At 72.2% G+C, this 17,347-nt stretch carries 16 protein-coding genes; 7 read left to right on the top strand and 9 right to left on the bottom strand.

What is annotated here, in order from left to right:
* Positions 1–14 precede the first annotated feature (14 nt).
* Positions 15–425, bottom strand: coding sequence for a hypothetical protein (locus ACWD12_RS11440; RefSeq protein ID WP_450099331.1), 411 nt, complete (start codon positions 423–425; stop codon positions 15–17).
* 281 nt (positions 426–706) lie between these two features.
* Entirely contained in the window at positions 707–1,354 is a 648-nt protein-coding gene (locus ACWD12_RS11435) for a hypothetical protein (protein WP_450099330.1), read from the bottom strand.
* A 205-nt stretch (positions 1,355–1,559) separates the two neighbouring features.
* Here ACWD12_RS11435 and ACWD12_RS11430 point away from each other — a divergent pair, with 205 nt between their 5' ends.
* Complete coding sequence (locus tag ACWD12_RS11430; RefSeq protein WP_450099329.1) at positions 1,560–3,044, top strand: MFS transporter; 1,485 nt, start codon at positions 1,560–1,562, stop codon at positions 3,042–3,044.
* A 112-nt stretch (positions 3,045–3,156) separates the two neighbouring features.
* On the top strand, positions 3,157–3,930 hold the full coding sequence (locus tag ACWD12_RS11425) for a hypothetical protein (protein WP_450099328.1): 774 nt from the start codon (positions 3,157–3,159) through the stop codon (positions 3,928–3,930).
* 141 nt (positions 3,931–4,071) lie between these two features.
* Here ACWD12_RS11425 and ACWD12_RS11420 read toward each other — a convergent pair whose 3' ends face one another.
* Positions 4,072–4,938, bottom strand: a complete 867-nt coding sequence (locus tag ACWD12_RS11420; RefSeq protein ID WP_450099327.1) for an NADP-dependent oxidoreductase — start codon at positions 4,936–4,938, stop codon at positions 4,072–4,074.
* A gap of 802 nt (positions 4,939–5,740) precedes the next feature.
* Between ACWD12_RS11420 and cmk the strand changes: the two genes are divergently transcribed.
* Genes cmk through der form a run of 3 tightly spaced genes read left to right on the top strand, consistent with a single transcriptional unit; the run spans position 5,741 to position 8,732 of the window.
* Positions 5,741–6,478 (top strand): (d)CMP kinase, encoded by a 738-nt coding sequence (cmk, locus tag ACWD12_RS11415; RefSeq protein WP_450099326.1) that lies wholly within the window; start codon positions 5,741–5,743, stop codon positions 6,476–6,478.
* 5 nt (positions 6,479–6,483) lie between these two features.
* Positions 6,484–7,221 (top strand): 1-acyl-sn-glycerol-3-phosphate acyltransferase, encoded by a 738-nt coding sequence (locus ACWD12_RS11410; RefSeq protein WP_435838962.1) that lies wholly within the window; start codon positions 6,484–6,486, stop codon positions 7,219–7,221.
* Positions 7,222–7,250: 29 nt separating this feature from the next.
* Positions 7,251–8,732 carry a ribosome biogenesis GTPase Der gene (gene der, locus ACWD12_RS11405; RefSeq protein WP_358347918.1) on the top strand — a complete coding sequence of 494 codons (1,482 nt, stop codon included), beginning with the start codon at positions 7,251–7,253 and terminating at the stop codon, positions 8,730–8,732.
* 109 nt (positions 8,733–8,841) lie between these two features.
* Here the strand turns inward: der and ACWD12_RS11400 are convergent, their stop codons facing one another.
* The 5 genes from ACWD12_RS11400 to ACWD12_RS11380 all read right to left on the bottom strand — a co-directional run bounded on the left by ACWD12_RS11400 (position 8,842) and on the right by ACWD12_RS11380 (position 13,534).
* The gene (locus ACWD12_RS11400; RefSeq protein ID WP_450099325.1) at positions 8,842–9,492 is read right to left on the bottom strand and encodes a hypothetical protein; all 651 of its coding nucleotides are present in this window, start codon (positions 9,490–9,492) and stop codon (positions 8,842–8,844) included.
* A 116-nt stretch (positions 9,493–9,608) separates the two neighbouring features.
* A complete protein-coding gene (gene bioA, locus ACWD12_RS11395) occupies positions 9,609–10,958 on the bottom strand; it encodes an adenosylmethionine--8-amino-7-oxononanoate transaminase (RefSeq protein ID WP_450099324.1) in 1,350 nt (449 codons plus the stop codon).
* 152 nt (positions 10,959–11,110) lie between these two features.
* A complete protein-coding gene (locus ACWD12_RS11390) occupies positions 11,111–11,896 on the bottom strand; it encodes a hypothetical protein (RefSeq protein ID WP_450099323.1) in 786 nt (261 codons plus the stop codon).
* Positions 11,897–12,077: 181 nt separating this feature from the next.
* Positions 12,078–13,250 carry a hypothetical protein gene (locus ACWD12_RS11385; RefSeq protein ID WP_450099322.1) on the bottom strand — a complete coding sequence of 391 codons (1,173 nt, stop codon included), beginning with the start codon at positions 13,248–13,250 and terminating at the stop codon, positions 12,078–12,080.
* 47 nt (positions 13,251–13,297) lie between these two features.
* On the bottom strand, positions 13,298–13,534 hold the full coding sequence (locus tag ACWD12_RS11380) for a LapA family protein (protein ID WP_358347906.1): 237 nt from the start codon (positions 13,532–13,534) through the stop codon (positions 13,298–13,300).
* Between the two features lie 235 nt (positions 13,535–13,769).
* Here ACWD12_RS11380 and ACWD12_RS11375 point away from each other — a divergent pair, with 235 nt between their 5' ends.
* Positions 13,770–15,473, top strand: a complete 1,704-nt coding sequence (locus ACWD12_RS11375; protein WP_450099321.1) for an MDR family MFS transporter — start codon at positions 13,770–13,772, stop codon at positions 15,471–15,473.
* 262 nt (positions 15,474–15,735) lie between these two features.
* On the opposite strand, the gene ACWD12_RS11370 is transcribed toward ACWD12_RS11375, so the two are convergent.
* Positions 15,736–16,551 (bottom strand): SDR family NAD(P)-dependent oxidoreductase, encoded by an 816-nt coding sequence (locus tag ACWD12_RS11370; protein WP_358347900.1) that lies wholly within the window; start codon positions 16,549–16,551, stop codon positions 15,736–15,738.
* A gap of 134 nt (positions 16,552–16,685) precedes the next feature.
* Here ACWD12_RS11370 and ACWD12_RS11365 point away from each other — a divergent pair, with 134 nt between their 5' ends.
* The gene (locus ACWD12_RS11365; protein WP_358347897.1) at positions 16,686–17,186 is read left to right on the top strand and encodes a pyridoxamine 5'-phosphate oxidase family protein; all 501 of its coding nucleotides are present in this window, start codon (positions 16,686–16,688) and stop codon (positions 17,184–17,186) included.
* The last annotated feature ends 161 nt before the right edge of the window (positions 17,187–17,347 follow it).

The raw sequence follows: 17,347 nt of genomic DNA, 5'->3' as shown, positions 1-17,347 counted from the left end.
GCCGCCGCGTCCGCTCAGCTCCCGCGGACGAGCGCCGCATCGGGGCAGAGCAGGTACGCGGACTGCCGGACGAGCCAGAACAACTCGTCCCCCGCGCTCGGCGCGCCGACGCCGTGCCGGGCCATCAGATCGTCGACGATCGCCCGCTCGGCGGCCCTGTCGAACAGCCGCCCGCAGGAAGCCCGCCCCTCACCGCCTAGCACCGCGTCCGACATGGCGCCGAGCACGACGGGTTCCTTCCCGGTCAGCGCCTTGTACGAGGTGCGCACGCTCTGGGCGAACGCCGCGTCGGTGATCGGCGGCTTCGACGTGGTGGGCGCAGGTGTCGCGCGGGCGGGTGCCTTGTCCTCGTCGTTCCCGCCGACCAGGAACATCAGCACACTCCCGAGCATGACCGCCGCGCAGACCACGGCCAGGACCACCATCCCTACCTTCAGGGCCTTCAGCTGCCCGGGGGACACAGGCGGTGGAACAGGTGGCGGCAGCAGCGGCCGACGCGGAACGGGCGGCGGCGGCCCGGTCGGCGCCAGACCCGTTGGCGGCAGGCCCGTTGGCGGTGGCCCCGCCGGCGGTGGCGGATACGGCCCGCCACCTGATTGTGGGATGCGGTGATTGCCGGACATAGGTTCCCCCCGAATATCGACCTTCCACGTCGAATGTAGGAGGACGGCCGACCTGCGGTACGCCCGTCACCGCCGATTCAGGGTTACCCCCGAGCGGGGCCGCGGGCGAGCGCGTACGTACGGCCGAGGGCCAAATCGGTGACGACGAAGCGGTGCTGCCCGCACGCACGCGCCGCCGCGGCGACGAGCGGCAGCATCCCCGTGCGGGCGTGCACGACGACACCGGCCTCGTCGTACCACCGCACCGAGTCCCCGACCCGCCGCGCCGACACGATCCGCGCCACGCGGGCACTCCAGCACCCCCGGTGCGCGCCGAGGGCCCGGGCCACCTCGCGCGGATCCTGCCCCGGCGCGCCGCGCACGTACCCTTCCCGCACTCCGAGACCGACCAACACGCCGCCAACCGGGGCCCGTTGCGGCGTCGGCCGCCAACCCGTCGCCGCCGCCAGCGCACGAACCGCCGTGGCACACGCGGCAGTCGGAGGCGCCCCGAACGCCCGGCTCGGATCGCGGTACGCCAGCAACTCAGCGACGCCCGCGTCTCCACCCCCGCTGCCTCTGCCGCCTTCACCGCCCGCGAACGCGAACGCGTCCAGCGGTCTCCGCGTCGCGAGCACGAACGCCGTCACCTCCGCCCGCACCCGCGCGAACGACGCCGACGGCAGGACGATCGGGCACGTCCAGGCACCCGCCGCCCCGGCCACCTCGGCATAGTCCGAACCCGCACTCACGGCCGCACCCCACCGGATTCGAAGCCCATGGCCGTCCTCCTACCCACAACCGGGGCCCCACGCCTCCGCGACGGCATCCGAGTCGGGGCGCCCGCCGCGTCCCGAGTCGCGCAATCGACGCATCATCGGGAATACTCGACACGCTGTTGAGTTTAAGTCTCCCGTACGCACCACCCGCATCCCCGAGGAAACGAGGACCCGGCCCGTGTCCGCCACCGCAGCCGTCGCGCCAGCGAGCGCAACCCGTACGCCGCGCCCCGGCGCGCTGATCGCCGCCCTGTCGTTCGCCGCCATGGTCGGCGCGATGCTGCAGACCCTGGTCGTCCCGGTCCTCGGCACCATCGGCGCCCGCCTCGACGCCGACGCCGGCTCGGTCAGCTGGGTACTCACCGCGAACCTGCTGGCGGCCGCCGTCATGACGCCGCTGTTCGGGAAGACCGGCGACCTGTTCGGCAAGAAGCGCATGCTGCTGGTCGCGCTCGGGATGATCCTGGCCGGGTCGCTGCTCGCCGCCCTGACGACGTCACTGCCGCTGCTGATCGTCGCCCGCGTGCTCCAGGGCGCGTGGGGCGGCCTGTTCCCCGTCGCCCTCGGCGCACTGCGCGACGAGCTGCCGCCCCAGAAGCTGACCGGCGCGATGGCCATGGTCAGCGGCATGATCGGCATCGGCGGCGGCATCGGCCTGGTCCTCACCGGCCTCCTCACGAACCACCACGGCGACTACCACCGCGTGTTCTGGGCCGCGACCATCCTCACCGCACTGGCCGCGCTCGCGGTCGCCGCCGTGGTACCGGCCCGCAAGCCCACCGCCACCGGGCGCATCGACTGGATCGGCGCGGGCCTGCTCGGCCTCGCCCTCGTGGCGCTGCTGCTCCCGGTCTCGCAGGGCAACACGTGGGGCTGGACGTCGCCGCGCACCCTCGGCCTGTTCGCCGTCGCCGCCGCCCTCTTCGCCGCCTGGGCGCTCGCCGAGCGGCGCATCGACGACCCCATGATCGACATGAAGGTCTTCGTGAAGCGCTCCGTGGCCTTCACCAACGTCGCGGGCGTCCTGGTCGGCGTGAACATGTTCGTCGGCTTTCTGGCCGTGTCGCAGTTCGTGCAAATGCCCGAGCGCGTCGCCGGCTACGGCTTCTCCGCGTCGGTCCTGTCCGCCTCCACCGTCTACCTGCTCCCCGGCGCCCTCAGCGCCGTCGTCGCCGCACCCGTCGGCGGCCTGCTGGTACGCCGCTTCGGCGGCCGCCACGCCCTCGCCGTCGCCGGCGCCATCAGCCTGGTCGCGTACGCCTTCGTCGCCTTCGCGCACAGCAGCAGCTGGCACCTGATCGTCGTCGCGGTCGCCGTGCAGTCGTCCGTCGCCATCGCGTACGCCGCCATGCCCGCCCTGATCATCGCCGAAGTCCCCCTGGCCCAGACCGGCATCGCCAACAGCGTCAACGCCATCGCGCGTTCCGTCGGCAGTTCGCTCGCGAGCGCCGTCGTCACCTCGCTCCTGACCGGCCACCTCATCGCCGGCCTCCCCGTCGCCGTCCCCACCGAAAGCGCCTTCACCGCCTCCTTCGTCATCGGCGCGGTGGCCGGCGGCCTGGTGATCCTCGTCGCCCTCGCCGGCCTCCCGCGTCACCGGCCCCGAACCGTCGCGGCGCACAACGTGGCACCCACGGAGGCTCCTGCCCCCGCCCGCACCTGACGCGGCGTGCTGCCCGACGTCTGCCGCCCGGGCGTCGTACGGCAGCAGCCGGGCCGATGCGGGACGATGCCTTGTCGCAGTCGAGACGCTCGCCAGACCGGGAGGACCGCAGATGACCAGCCCTGGCCCTCGTGACGACAGCGAAGTTTCGGATCCCTTCGGCACTTTGCGCAACGCGCTGTGGATCGGCGGCGGTCAATGGGCCGGCAAGTCGACGGTCGCCCGGCTGCTGGCCGTTCGGTACGGCGTCACCGTGTATCAGTACGACTACCACGACGCCCGCGGCCACAACGACCGCCGGATCGCCCGTCGCGTCGCTCTAGGCGAGCCCGCCGCCGAGCCCGACCCCGACACGGTGTGGGTCGACACCACTCCGGAACAGATGGCCGCGACGACGCTGGAAGGCTTCCCCGAGCGCTTCCAATGGGCCCTCGACGACCTGCGCGCACTCGTCTCCGGCCGCCCGGTCATCGCCGAAGGCTGGGGACTCCGCCCGGAACTCGTCGCACCCCTCGCCGATTCACCGCGCCGGATGGTCGTGATGGTGCCCACACCCGAGTTCCGCCGGCAGCAGGTACGCGAACTGCCCCGCGCGGCCTCGCTCGGGAACCGCGTCACGGACCCCGCCCGCGCGCAGGCCAACCGGCTCGCCCGGGACCGCCTCGTCGCCGAGGACGCCGTCCGCTCCGCGCACCGACTCGGCATCCGCATCATCGAGATCGACGGCTCCCGGGACGCCGACACAATCACCGACCTCGTCGCCGAGCACTTCAGCCCCTACCTCCCAGAAGCAGAGACATCGGCAGGGACATCGTCCAAGGCATCGTCCAAGGCATCGGCAGAGGTGGAGGTGGAGGTGGATGTGGAGGCAGGTCGCAGCACCTGACCTCGCCTGACTTCGCGCCGCCCCGAGCACGGACACGTCGGCCGACGAGTCGTGCAGGACGTCGCACAGGACAGGTCACAAGAAGCAAGTCGCACAGGACATGCCGCAAAGGACAAGCCGCGCGGGACAAGGCGTACAGGGTCAGAAGGTCATCGCGACCTTCCCCGCCAAGCCGCCCTGCAGGAAACGTGCATGTGCCGCCCGGATCTCGTGCAGTCCGAACGCGGCGTGCACGCGCGGCCGCAAGGAACCGCGGTCGACAAGATCGGCCAGCTCGGCGAGTCCCGCGCCGTCCTCGCGCACCTGGTTGACGATCGTGCGCACACCCCGGGAGGACTGGTCGGGGACGGGCCCGGCCTGGGTGGCGATCGACGCGTACCGGCCGCCGTCGGCCACGGCCTCGGTCACGAAGGCGCCGACCGTGTCGAAGACCGCGTCGTAGCCGCGTTGTTCGAGGGCGCCGGGGTGGGTGGTGACGAGGTCGGCACCGTGGTCACGGGCGAAACCGGCATGCGCGTTCCGAGAGACGAGGGCGTCCACCCGGACACCCCGAGCCCGGGCGATCTGCAGGGCCAACCCGCCGACCGCTCCCGCGGCGCCCGCTATGAGCAGCCGTTCCCCGGCGGACAGTGCCAGCCAGTTCAGGGTCTGCAAGGCAGTGAGTCCCGGGAGCGGCAAGGTGGCTGCTTCGACGAGACTGACCGACTGCGGCGCGGCGGCGACAGCCCGCGCCGGCAAAGCGACCAGGTCGGCCCAGGTGCCCCGGCCGGAGTCGAGCTGGTGCGACATCGCGACGACCCGTTCCCCCACACGCAGCCCGCTGTCGCCGCCGTCCACCACGATGCCGGCCAAGTCCCAGCCGAGTGTCATCGGCAAAGGCGGTGTCCCCTCGCCGATCGCCCCCGCGCGCGTCTTGTCGTCGACGGGGTTGATGCCGGTCGCGATGCTCCGGATCAGCACTTCCCCGGGCCCCGGTTCGGGTTGGGGAGCGTCGACTACGCGGAGCACGTCGGGTGCACCGAAGCGATCGATCTGTACGGCACGCACTGAGAGCCCTTCGACGGCTGCTGCTGACGCGTCGCTGCAACAGCCCGGATGATCACCGGATTCCCGCTCGGTGCCGGGGCCGCAAACGGATGTACCGGCCATGCGGTGGCGACGACGCCGACCGGGTGGGCGCGGAGCGCCGCCGTCGTCGAGGAACTGCGCACCGTCGGGGACGCGGCGACGGCCATGTCGCGCAGTCCGGAGACCGCGAACGCGATCGCGCGGGGGGGTCGAACACGTCATCGGGGACCCCGCGCGATCCACGAAACGGGTGACCGCCGGCAGCACCGAGCGTGTGGCCCGCCGGTGTTCCAGGACCACACCCGCCAGTTCCCGTTCCGCCGGGCCCGTCGTCTTGGCCGACTCGGCGGTGCGGTTCGTCATCCGCACGAGCAGCTCCGGCGAGACCGTGGGATTTCCGGCCGCGGCGCGGCGTACGCCGACCGAGTCGTGCCCGACCGCCTGTGCCAGGACCGCAGGGTCGGGATGCTCATGTCCGGCCAGGAGGAGGTCCGGGAGCGGCAGATCCGCCCGGGCAGTATCGCGTCGATCACCGCGGAAGGTGGCTGGCCGAGCAGCACGGAGGACGGGTTCATGGACGACTTGACAGCCGGCCGCGGAGACATCGCGAGGCCCCGGTCGCCGCGGCCGCGGCGCGTGGCGGGGCCGGCGACGGGGTGGGGTGGGATTCGGGGATGATCGGGTGCGGCGGTTCCCGGTACCCTCGGGGGTGACATCCCCAGGAATCGAAGGGTCATCGACCGTGGATACACGCACGCCGCTCGCGACGATCGTGGTCGCGGTCGACGGTCCGTCCGGCTCCGGCAAGTCCAGCGTGTCGCGCGAGGTCGCCCGGCGGCTCGGGCTGCGCTACCTCGACACGGGCGCGATGTACCGGGCGATGACCTGGTGGATGCTGCACAACGGCGTCGAGGTGACGGACGCGGTCGCGGTGGCCGCCGCGGCGGACAAGCCCGAGCTGGTGTCGGGGACGGACCCGTCCGGGCCGACCATCACGGTGGACGGCATCGACGTCGCCGGGCCGATCCGGGGGCCCGAGGTCACCGGCTCGGTGAGCGCCGTCAGCGCGGTCCCGGAGGTGCGGACGCGCCTGGTCGCGATGCAGCGGGCCGTGATCGGCTCCGGCGGCATCGTGGTCGAGGGCCGCGACATCGGCACGGTGGTGGCCCCCGACGCGGCGCTGAAGGTGTACCTGACCGCGTCCGAGGCGGCGCGGGCCGCGCGGCGCAACGCCGAGAGCGACGACCCCGCGACCGACGTCAACGCCACACAGGCGGATCTCGCGCGCCGCGACGCGCTCGACTCGGGCCGGGCCACGGCACCGCTCACACTGGCGGCCGACGGCGTCCTGGTCGACACCACCGAGATGGACCGCGACCAGGTCGTGGAGCACCTGCTCGGGCTCGTCGCGCGGGCCGTCGACGGGGGTTCCGCGGTGGCCGCGGGTGCGCCCGAGCCCGCCGGAGAAGCCCTGCGGTGAGCGATCTGCCCGGGCAGCGCGGCAACGGGGGCAGCCGGACCCGCTGGCCCGTACCCACCGACATCACCAAGCCGCCGCTGTCCGCCGCCGCGCACCGCATCGGCATCCCGCTGCTGCGCTCGTTCTGGCGCGTACGCTCGCTCGGCACCCACAACGTCCCGCTCGGCGGGCCGGTGATCCTGGCCGGCAACCACACCAACTTCGCCGACGGACCGCTGCTGTACGCCTTCTGCCCGCGCCCGGTGCACTTCTGGGTCAAGCAGGAGATGTTCACCGGCGTGCTCGACCCCGTCCTGCGCGGCATCGGCCACATCCCGGTCAACCGGGGCAGCGCCGACCGCGGCATGATCATGGACTCGCTCACCGTGCTCCGCGCCGGGAACTGCCTGGGCGTGTTCCCGGAGGGTACGCGCGGCTCCGGCGACTTCTCCGAGGTCCACAACGGGCTCGCGTACCTCGCGATGCGCTCGGGCGCGCCGATCGTGCCCGTCGCGTGCCTGGGGACGGGCGAACGCGGCGCGTCCATCGGGGCACTGCCGGCCTTCCGCGCGAAGATCGACGTCGTGTACGGCAAGCCCTTCCTCCCCGCCGCCGACACCGGCACGCGGACCCGCAGTGCCGTCACCGACGCGTCGCGCCGCATCGTCGAGCGACTGACCGCACACTTGCACGAGGCCGAGCGTCTGACCGGACGGTCCGCGGCACCCGCCGCCGACCTTCCCGCCGCCGACGCGCGCGCCTGAGAACACCACCGATCACGAGGACGCCACCCATGCAGCACGACGCCGGATCCGGCGCATCCGCCGACGAGTTCTCCGGGGGCATCGACCCCGAGGCGTGGGAGGCCGATTTCGACCCCGACGAGTGGGTCGACGCCGGGGGAGACCTCCTCGGCGGCGGCGAGGAGGAGGCCGAGGCACACGCCGCGATGCCCGTCCTCGCCGTCGTGGGCCGCCCCAACGTCGGCAAGTCCACGCTCGTCAACCGCATCATCGGCCGCCGCCAGGCGGTGGTCGAGGACACCCCCGGGGTCACCCGCGACCGCGTCAAGTACGACGCCGACTGGAACGGCCGCCGCTTCACCGTCGTCGACACCGGCGGCTGGGAGAAGGACGTCGCGGGCATCGACCTGTCGGTCGCGCTCCAGGCCGAATACGCCATCGACAACGCCGACGCCATCCTCTTCGTCGTGGACGCCACGGTCGGCGCGACCGACACCGACGAGGCCGTCGTCAAGCTGTTGCGCCGGGCCGGCAAGCCGGTCGTCCTGGCCGCCAACAAGGTCGACAACCTGGCGCTGGAGGCCGACGCCGCGGCGCTGTGGTCGCTCGGCCTCGGCATGCCGTACCCCGTCTCCGCGGTGCACGGCCGCGGCAGCGGCGACCTCCTGGACGCCGTCCTGGAGGCCCTGCCCGAGGCGCCCGCGCAGCGCTTCGGCACCGGCCCCGGCGGTCCGCGCCGCGTCGCGCTGCTCGGCCGCCCCAACGTCGGCAAGTCGTCGATGCTCAACAAGCTCGCCGGGGAGACGCGCGTCGTCGTCGACCCGCTCGCCGGGACGACCCGCGACCCGGTCGACGAGCTGATCGAACTGGGCGGCAAGACCTGGAAGTTCGTCGACACCGCCGGCATCCGGCGGCGCGTGCACCTCACCCAGGGCGCGGATTTCTACGCGTCGCTGCGCACCACGGCCGCGCTGGAGAAGGCCGAGGTCGCGGTCATCCTGGTCGACGCGAGCGAGCGCCTGGCCGAGCAGGACACCCGCATCATCTCGCTTGCGATCGAGTCGGGCCGCGCGATCGTCATCGCGTACAACAAGTGGGACCTCCTGGACGAGGAGCGCCGCTACTACCTCGAACGCGAGATCGAGAAGGACCTCGTCCAGGTCCAGTGGGCGCCGCGCGTCAACGTCTCGGCGAAGACCGGCCGGCACATGGAGAAGCTGGTCCCGGCGATCGAAACCGCCCTGGACAGCTGGGAGAAGCGCATCCCGACCGGGCGCCTCAACGCCTTCCTCGGCCAGATCGTCGCGGCCCACCCGCACCCGGTACGCGGCGGCAAGCAGCCCCGCATCCTGTTCGGCACCCAGGCCGGCACCAAGCCGCCCCGGTTCGTGCTGTTCACCTCGGGCTTCCTGGAGGCCGGCTACCGCCGGTTCGTGGAGCGGCGCCTGCGCGAGGAGTTCGGCTTCCCGGGCACCCCGATCGAGATCCGCATGAAGGTCCGCGAGAAGCGCTCGCGCAAGCCGGGCAAGTAGGCGTGGCCCCGCGCCGGCGACCGTACGCCGGTGACCGGGCGCCGCCGAGCACGTGACGAGGCCCGGAACCCCAGCTCGGGTTCCGGGCCTCGTGCTGTCACGCTTGCCGCTACAGCGGCATGTGCTGCGTCTGATACCCGGCGACGGGCATCAGCGCGAGCCCGGACGGCTGCCGGTTCGGCATGGGGGAGGGGCGGCTCGGCTGCCCGTACGACTCGTACGCGCCCTGGGCGTGCATCGGCGGCGGCGTGTTCATCGACGAGTTGCCCATCGACGAGTTGCCCATCGGGGAACCGCCCGTCGGAGAACCCGGCTGGCCGCCCGACCCGCCGTACTGCAGGTTCTGCGAGAGGCCGTAGCCGCCCGAACTGCCGTACGACTGCGAGTAGCTCTGGTTCTGCCCGGCACCGTGCCCCTGCTCCGCCCGGAAGGCCGGAACCGACATGGGCGACGGCGTCGAGTAGCCCCCCGACGAGTACACCTGAATCGCGGCCTGCATCCCGGAGTGAACGCCGGAGTGCACCGTGGACTGCATCCCCGATTGCATCCCCGACTGCATGCCCTGGATCCCCGACGACATCCCGGTGTGCATCCCGCCGGCCGCGCCGAACCCCTCGCCGTAGCGGTCCCCGGGCACCGCCCGGAACATCCGCTGCCACTCCTCGAACAGCCGGTCGAAGATCGGTGTGGGCGAACCCGGAGGCGCGAACTCGTTCTGGCCGGCGGCACCGGAGAGCGGGGAGTCGTCGAAGGTGAACACGTAAACTCCAACGACCCAGAGCCCGTTGCGATGCGGGCAAACCACCCCACAAACCTGAGAAACCGTCAGGTTTGCCTGGGGCGCGTCGGATCCGGGCCGTCGGCGGGCGTCGGCGCTCAGCCGGTGTGCACGTTCTCCACGACGTCGACCATGGCCGCGGTGACCAGGGCCAGGTCGTCGGCGGTCATCACGTACGGCGGCATGACGTAGACGAGCTTGCCGAACGGGCGTACCCAGACACCGCGTTCGACGAAAGCCGGCTGCACGCGGGCCATGTCGACGGGGGTCCGCAGTTCGATGACGCCGATGCCGCCCAGGACGCGGACGTCGGCCACCTGCGGGAGCGCGCGGGCCGGTTCGAGGCCGGTGCGCAGACCGGCCTCCAGCGCGGCGACCCGGTCGCGCCACGGTCCGGAAGTGAGAAGGTCGATGCTGGCGACGGCGACCGCGGCCGCGAGGGGGTTGGCCATGTACGTCGGGCCGTGCATGAACGCGCCGTGGGCCCGGCTGATCGTCTCGGCCACCTCGTCGGTGCACAGGGCGGCCGCCATGGTGAGATAGCCGCCCGTCATCGCCTTGCCGACGCACATGATGTCGGGGGAGATCCCGGCGTGGTCGCAGGCGAACATCGCGCCCGTGCGGCCGAATCCGGTGGCGATCTCGTCGGCGATCAGCAGCACGTCGTGCTCGTCGCACAGTTCGCGTACACGCGCGAGGTACGCCGGGGAGTGGAACCGCATGCCGCCCGCGCCCTGCACGATCGGCTCCAGTACCACCGCCGCGACCTCGTCCCCGTGCTTCGCGAGCAGGTCCGCGAGTTCGGCGGTGTCCGCGTCGACGAGCGGCCGGGCGAACCCGGCGGGCGGGATCGGGGCGAACAAGTGCTCCGGCAACGCGCCCGACCACAGGCTGTGCATGCCGCCCTCGGGGTCGCACACGGCCATCGCGCCGAAGGTGTCGCCGTGGTAGCCGCCGCGCACGGTCACCATCCGTGTGCGGCCGTTCTGGCCGCGGGCACGCTGGTACTGCAACGCCATCTTGAGCGCGACCTCGACGGACACCGAGCCGGAGTCGGCGAGGAAGACCCGTTGCAGAGGCTCGGGCGTCAGCTCGACGAGGCGGCGGGCCAGTTCGACGGCGGGCGGGTGGGTGAGCCCGCCGAACATGACATGTGCCATCGCGTCCAACTGGCGGCGGGCGGCGGCGTTCAGAGCGGGGTGGTTGTAGCCGTGGATCGCGGACCACCACGAGGCCATGCCGTCGACCAGTTCGCGGCCGTCGGCCAGCCGCAGGCGCACGCCCTCGGCGGACACGACGGGGAAGAGCGGGGCGTCGCCCAGCGCGCTCGCGTACGGGTGCCAGATGTGCCGGCGGTCGTACGCCACCAACTCCTCCGCGTCGACCCAACGGGACGCCGAACCGGGGTCGGAGAGGCCTGCGGACGCGGGAGGGTGATCGCCGTTCATCGCACGGACGCTAGCAGCAGGCGGCGACCGGCAGTGCGACCGCTGTCACACTCTGGTGACCGCGAGCGGGGCCGTACGCCGGTGCCCACCCCGGCGTACGGCCCCGAAATCGCGACGCGCGATCAGCGTCCGATCAGCGCTGGATCGGTAGATCAGCGGCCGGTCAGCGGCACCGAGCCGGCCACCAGGAGGCCGCGGCGGCCCGCCTCGCGCAGCGCGGCGCCGAGTTCGTCGTTGCCGGTGTGGATGCCGATGGTGCCGACGGGCGCCGCGTACAGCAGCACGACGCCGTTGGAGCGGGCGGCGCTGAGCCAGGCCTCCGGAACCTCGGCCGGGACCTGCGCCTGCCACCACGCCTCGGTACGGCCGCCCGTGCCCGGGAACAGCACCGACGTGAGGAACCCGCCGTCCAGGACCACCGACCAGCCGCTCAGCAGCGGCGGCAGGGTCATGTCGGGGGCGGCGACCGAGCTGAAGCCGCGCTCGGTCAGCAGCGAGAGGAACTCGTCGCGCGCGCCCTGGGTGCCCGGGCGCGCGACCGCGGCACCCGGCTCGACGACCAGGGCCGCGTACGTGATGCCGTCGCAGACCATCATGCTGCCGGTGATCGAGATGGGCACCGGTCCGCCCGGCACCACGGTCGGCGTCGGGACGTTGGTCGGGTCGCCCTGTTGGGCCGCGATGAGCGGTTCGACGGCGGCGTCCGAGACCGGGATGACCTGCGACGGGATGCAGCGCGCGTGGGCGAACGCCAGGACCGCGGTCTCCTGGGCGAGGTAGAGCAGCGCGCTGGTCTCCTCGACGGTGGTGTCGCCGCCGCCCCGGCAGGAAGCGCACGCGTAGGTCTGCGGTCCGGTCTCCCCGGACACGAGACGGATGGCCTCGTCGTCGCCGATCTCGGCGCGGACCTCGGGGCTGACGTCCAGCAAACGTGACACGGTTTCGCTCCTCGCTGTGGCGGGGTAGGGGTCGCGGGTATCGCGCCCGGACGTTACCGTCTAGTCACGTTGGGTGACGTGCCTTGGCCGGGAACGTCACCCTTACGAGCGGTTGGGGTCAGGTTGGGACCTGCTCCGTACGGGGGAATTCGCCTTCGGACCGGGTGGCGCGACCTCACGGTCAGGCGAACGTCCACTCCGCGTCGGGCGTCACCGGGCAGGTGTAGTCGAGCACCGACGCCCCGGCGACGAACGCGCGGAACGCCGCCTCGACGGGCACCTTCGCGGCGTCGGCGGGCAGCCCGGGCCCGTCGTGCCGCGACATGCGGTACGCCACGCGGCAGCCCGTCTCCTGGCCCGTCGCCGCGTCCTTCTTGCGGCCGGTGCCGTCGACCGCGCCGACGACCGTGCCGGGCGGCGTGGCCGTGGTGACCTTCGTGTCCTTGGGGGGTGCGGGCGTCGAGTCCGGCGGCACCGGCAGGCGCTGGGAAAGGCGCGGGCGCTCGCCGGGGATCTCCGCGGAGGGTGCGATGTAGCCGTGCGCCACGGTGAAGGAGAGGGCGCGTACGCCGTCGAGGTAGAGGTCGCAGGTCTGCACGTAGCCCTCACGGCCGGGCGTACGCGCGGCGGTCCACCGGCCCCGCTGGTCGCCGGCCGCCGCGGCGCCGAGCGCGCTCGGCGGCAGGACCTCGCAGATGGGCGCGTCGGTGAGCGGTACGCGCGGCGGCGCGGGGGCGATCGGCGCGGGGTTGGCGGGGGCCGTCTGGCCGCAGCGGGAGGCGTCGTAGACGCCCGCGGCCAACTTCTGGGTCACCGCGCCGAGTTGTTCGCGGCGGTCGGCCGCCGGGTCGCCGACGATGCGGCCGCGGACGACCACGGGCGCCTTGACCGCGCGTCCGGCGTCGTCCGTGATCCCGAGCGTGCACTCGGTGGTGATCCACACGTCGTCCGGCCCGGCCATGCCGTTGAAGTTGTCGCCGACGAACGGCGACGCGACCGATCCGGTCGACCCGGCGAGCTGCACGAGTTCGGAGCCGGCCATGTTGGGCAGGTAGGCGGAGCCGACGAAGCTGACGCCGTCGACCGTGACCTCGCAGCGCTGCAACGGGTACTTGAAGATGGGCCGCTGCTCGTCGCGGACGGTGGGCTTGCCCTTCGGCAGCAGCGCGGTGACCTCGTCGGTGCTCAGCAGGCCCGAGCACACCTCGGCCGGGACCGGCTGGGCCTTGGCCTTCCCCTCCACCCCGCAGGCACTCAGAAGCGCGGCGGCGGCGACACCTGCCGCGAGGGCGCGCGCGGACGGCGCCCGTCGTACCGGGCGCGGCAAACGGGGGGTTCGGGCCTGCGTGGACACGCCCCGAACAATAGCGGGCGGCGGGCCGCGGGGGGTCGGCCGCGGGGTCAGCCGCGGCGCGTTTTGACCATCCAGCCGGTGAACGCGCCGACCGCGAAGGTCCCGATCAGCACGATCCACATCGGCGCCTCGACCGTGGGGATCCAGAACCGGATCGACGCGGACGCGGTGTTGGCCAGCACGAACCACACGCTGAGGATGACGATCGCGATCGTCAGCCAGGTTCGGTTGTCGATCTGCGCGAGGAAGTTGCTGTTTCCTCCGCTTTTGCTGGTTCCTGACATGTTTTCAGGCTAAGTCCGATTCCGGCCGTATGCCCCGCAGGCGCGGCGGGCGGACGCGCGGCGTCGCCCGAATGCCAAGAGTTGTTAAAGTTGCATTCCGCAACTAATGTGCCCTACAGTTGTACCGGGCAACGACTCTGCCGCGTTGCCCCCAAGGCATGCGAAGAAGACTCGGTAAGGGGTGCCCGGCCCCGGCGCGATCCGCCGGAGGCGGGCTCGAAGGGAAGTAGTACGCATGGCGAGCTCCGCCGCATCAGCCGCGACACCTGCCGTCGCCGGACCCGGAGGCACCTCCGGGGAGCCGATGACGCACCGCCGCATCATGGAGGCCCTGTCGGGGCTCCTGCTCGGCATGTTCGTGGCCATCCTGTCGTCGACGATCGTCAGCACCGCACTGCCGCGGATCATCGGTGACCTGGGCGGCGGGCAGTCCGCGTACACCTGGGTCGTCACCGCGACGCTGCTCGCGATGACCTGCACGACGCCCATCTGGGGCAAGCTGTCCGACCTGTTCAGCAAGAAGCTGCTGGTCCAGCTCGCGCTCACCATCTACGTCGTCGGCTCGATGCTCGCCGGGCTCGCGCAGAGCTCGGGCATGCTGATCGGCTTCCGCGTCATCCAGGGTGTCGGCGTCGGCGGCCTGACCGCGCTCGCCCAGGTCATCATGGCCGCGATGATCTCGCCGCGGGAGCGTGGCCGGTACACCGGCTACCTCGGCGCGACCTTCGCCCTGGCCACCGTCGGCGGCCCCCTGATCGGCGGCGTCATCGTCGACTCGGCGCTCGGCTGGCGCGGCTGCTTCTACGTGGGCGTGCCCTTCGCCGTCGTGGCGCTGGTGATCCTGCAGAAGACGCTGCACCTGCCGGTGGTCCGCCGCGAAGGCGTGCGCATCGACTACCTCGGCGCCACGCTCATCAGCGGCGGCGTCGCCCTCCTGCTCATCTGGGTCACCCTTGCCGGCGAGCAGTACGACTGGCTCTCGTGGCAGACCGGCGCCATGATCGGCGGCGCCCTGGTCCTGCTCGGCCTCGCCCTCGCCGTCGAACAGCGCGCCGCCGAACCGGTCATCCCGCTGTGGCTGTTCCGCGACCGCACCGTCGTCCTCGCGGTCATCGGCAGCCTTGCCGTCGGCCTCGCGATGATGGGCGCCTCGGTGTTCCTCAGCCAGTACTTCCAGATCGCCCGCGGCAAGTCCCCGACGGTCTCCGGCCTCATGACCATGCCGATGATCCTCGGCCTCGCCCTCACCTCCACGGTCGTCGGCCGCCTCATCACCGCGACCGGCCGCTGGAAGCGCTACCTCGTGGGCGGCGGCGTCGCCCTCACCGCGGGGCTGGTCCTCATGGGCACCGCACGGTACGACACCAACCTGGTGCTGCTCGGCGCGTTCATGTTCCTCGTCGGCGTCGGCGTGGGCGCGCTCCAGCAGAACCTGGTGCTCGCCGTGCAGAACGCCGTGCCGCTGCACCAACTGGGCGCCGCGAGCTCGATCGTCGCGTTCTTCCGCAGCCTCGGTGGCGCGGTCGGCGTGTCCATCCTGGGTGCCGTCATGTCGCACCGCGTGGCCGGCTACCTCGCGGACGGCGGAGCGGGTGGAGGCGGTGCGGGCGGCGGCATCCCGGATGTCCGCCACCTGCCGCCGGGCGTACGCACTGTGGTGGAGAGCGCGTACGGCCACGCCATCGGCGACATCTTCATGGTCGCCGCACCCTTCGGGCTGGTGGCCCTGCTTGCCGTGCTGCTGATCAAGGAGCAGCCGTTGCAGACCGCCAAGCAGGTCGCCGCGCAGGCGGCCGACGGCCCGGCGCAGGGCGGCTCGGCCGCGGCGGTCCCGGGCGGCGCGGCTGCCGACGGTTCAGCTGCCACCGGTTCGGCCGGCGGCGGTTCGGAGGCGGCGGAGAGCCGGCGGGACGCGGCCGCGGGAGCCCCGCGGACCTGACCCGGGCACCCCGGTCCCGGTCTCGTCCGGCCCCGCTTCTTCCCGTTCCCGTCGTCCCCTTCTCCTCGTCCCCTTCTCCTCGTCCCCACCCGAAAGCGTGCCCCGTCGAGCCTTCTCAGCTCCCACGGCGGCGGCACGGCAAGGCCCCGTCTGCTATCCCCCGAAGCGGACGGGGCCGCGCCATATGCGGCGTGATGCGGCGTACCGCAGCGGCGCCTTGCGGCAGGTGTCGAAGATCCGGGCCGAAGACCTTCGCGGGCGGTCAGTGCGGCGCGACGTCCATGTCCGGCAGCGGGTACGGGAACTTGACGCCCACGCCGCCGTCGACGCTCAGCACCTGGCCGGAGACGTACCGCGACAGGTCGCTCGTCAGGAACAGCAGCGGGCCGGCGATGTCCGCGGGCCGGGCCACGTCGCGCACGGGGGCGTTCGCGGCGTTGGCGGCGCGGCCCGCCTCGCCGAGGTACGCCGAAACGCGCGGCGTCCACACCACGCCGGGCGCCACCGCGTTGACGCGTACGCCGGACGGGCCCAGTTCGACCGCGGCCGAGCGTACGAGCGACATCAGCCCCGCCTTCGCGGCACCGTACGCGGCGTGCATCGGCGCACCCGTCAGCCCCGACACCGAGGCGACGAACGTGATGGTGCCGCCCCCGTTCCGGGCCATGTGCGCGCCGCCGAACTGTACGGCGAGCAACGCGTGCCGCAGCACGATGTCGTGGTGCCAGGCCCAGTCCTCGTCGGTCGTCGAGAGCAGGTCCTTGTAGCGGCTCATGCCGATGATGTCGACGACGGCGTGCACGCGGCCCAACTGCGTCTCCGCCTGCTGCCACAGCGCCGCGACGTCCTCGCGCGACGTGGCGTCCCCGGACCACGCGAAGCCGTCGACCTCCTTGGCGATGTCGGCCGCGAGGTCCGCGTCCAGGTCGACGGCGAGGACCTTGGCGCCGCTCTGCGCGAGGGCGTGCGAGGCCTGCCGTCCGATGCCCTGGCCCGCGCCGAGGACGACGACGCCCTTGCCGTCGAGGCGCAGGCGCCCGGGGTAGTCGGGGACTTCGGAGTCATCGGTGCGAGTCATGCGTCCAGGACTATCTGACGGACCGTCAAGGAGCAAGGGGGCGGTGTGGCGGCGGGGGTTGTCGCGTACGCGTCCGCCGGTGCACTCTGTGGCATTGTTTGACTGAAGCAACCACATTTCCCCGGAGGGTCGGCATGGGCGAGCACATGGGCCACGGCGTCAAGCAGCGCGACAAGGTCAAGATGACCCCCGAGGAGGTGACGGCGTTCCTCGCCGAGCGGCACTCGATGACGATGTCCACGCTGAATCCCGACGGCAGCATCCACTCGATCGGCATGTGGTACGGCTTCCTGGAGGGCGAGATCGCCCTGGAGAGCAAGGCCAAGGCGCAGAAGGTCCTCAACCTGCGCCGCAACCCGAACATCACGCTCCTGGTCGAGGCCGGCGACTACTACGAGGAACTGCGCGGCGTCTCGATCGTCGGCAAGGCCGAGATCGTCGAGGAGCCCGAGCGCATCTGGGAGTTGGGCGTCGACGTCTTCAGCCGCTACACCACGCCGTACACCGAGGCCATGCGTCCGGCCGTGGAGATGATGCTCAACAAGCGCATCGTCATCAAGGTGATCCCCGACAAGATCGTCTCCTGGGACCACCGCAAGCTCGGCCTCCCCAGCACCCGCCCCGCCGGCGCCTGAGGCGCACGAGGCCATCTGCCGGGCCCTCGGCGGATGGCCTCGGTGGATTGCCCCGGTGGATTGCCTCGCGCATTCGAGACGCCTCGGCCTGGGGGATAAGCGAAGGTCACCTGTCTTTTCCTTTGACCTTGACAAGGATATTGTCGGATCATCAGGATCGG

The organism is Streptodolium elevatio (genome assembly GCF_053592165.1).
The sequence above is the reverse complement of the archived record's forward strand: the minus strand, read 5'-3'. Positions and strand labels throughout refer to the sequence as shown.

Bases quoted from the DNA above. Each gene is read 5' to 3' on its own strand.
- bioA (WP_450099324.1), bottom strand. From the start codon at position 10,958: ATGAACGGCGATCACCCTCCCGCGTCCGCAGGCCTCTCCGACCCCGGT.
- ACWD12_RS11375 (WP_450099321.1), top strand. From the start codon at position 13,770: ATGGCGAGCTCCGCCGCATCAGCCGCGACACCTGCCGTCGCCGGACCC.
- ACWD12_RS11380 (WP_358347906.1), bottom strand. From the start codon at position 13,534: ATGTCAGGAACCAGCAAAAGCGGAGGAAACAGCAACTTCCTCGCGCAG.
- ACWD12_RS11440 (WP_450099331.1), bottom strand. From the start codon at position 425: ATGGTGGTCCTGGCCGTGGTCTGCGCGGCGGTCATGCTCGGGAGTGTG.
- der (WP_358347918.1), top strand. From the start codon at position 7,251: ATGCAGCACGACGCCGGATCCGGCGCATCCGCCGACGAGTTCTCCGGG.
- ACWD12_RS11370 (WP_358347900.1), bottom strand. From the start codon at position 16,551: ATGACTCGCACCGATGACTCCGAAGTCCCCGACTACCCCGGGCGCCTG.
- ACWD12_RS11365 (WP_358347897.1), top strand. From the start codon at position 16,686: ATGGGCGAGCACATGGGCCACGGCGTCAAGCAGCGCGACAAGGTCAAG.
- ACWD12_RS11425 (WP_450099328.1), top strand. From the start codon at position 3,157: ATGACCAGCCCTGGCCCTCGTGACGACAGCGAAGTTTCGGATCCCTTC.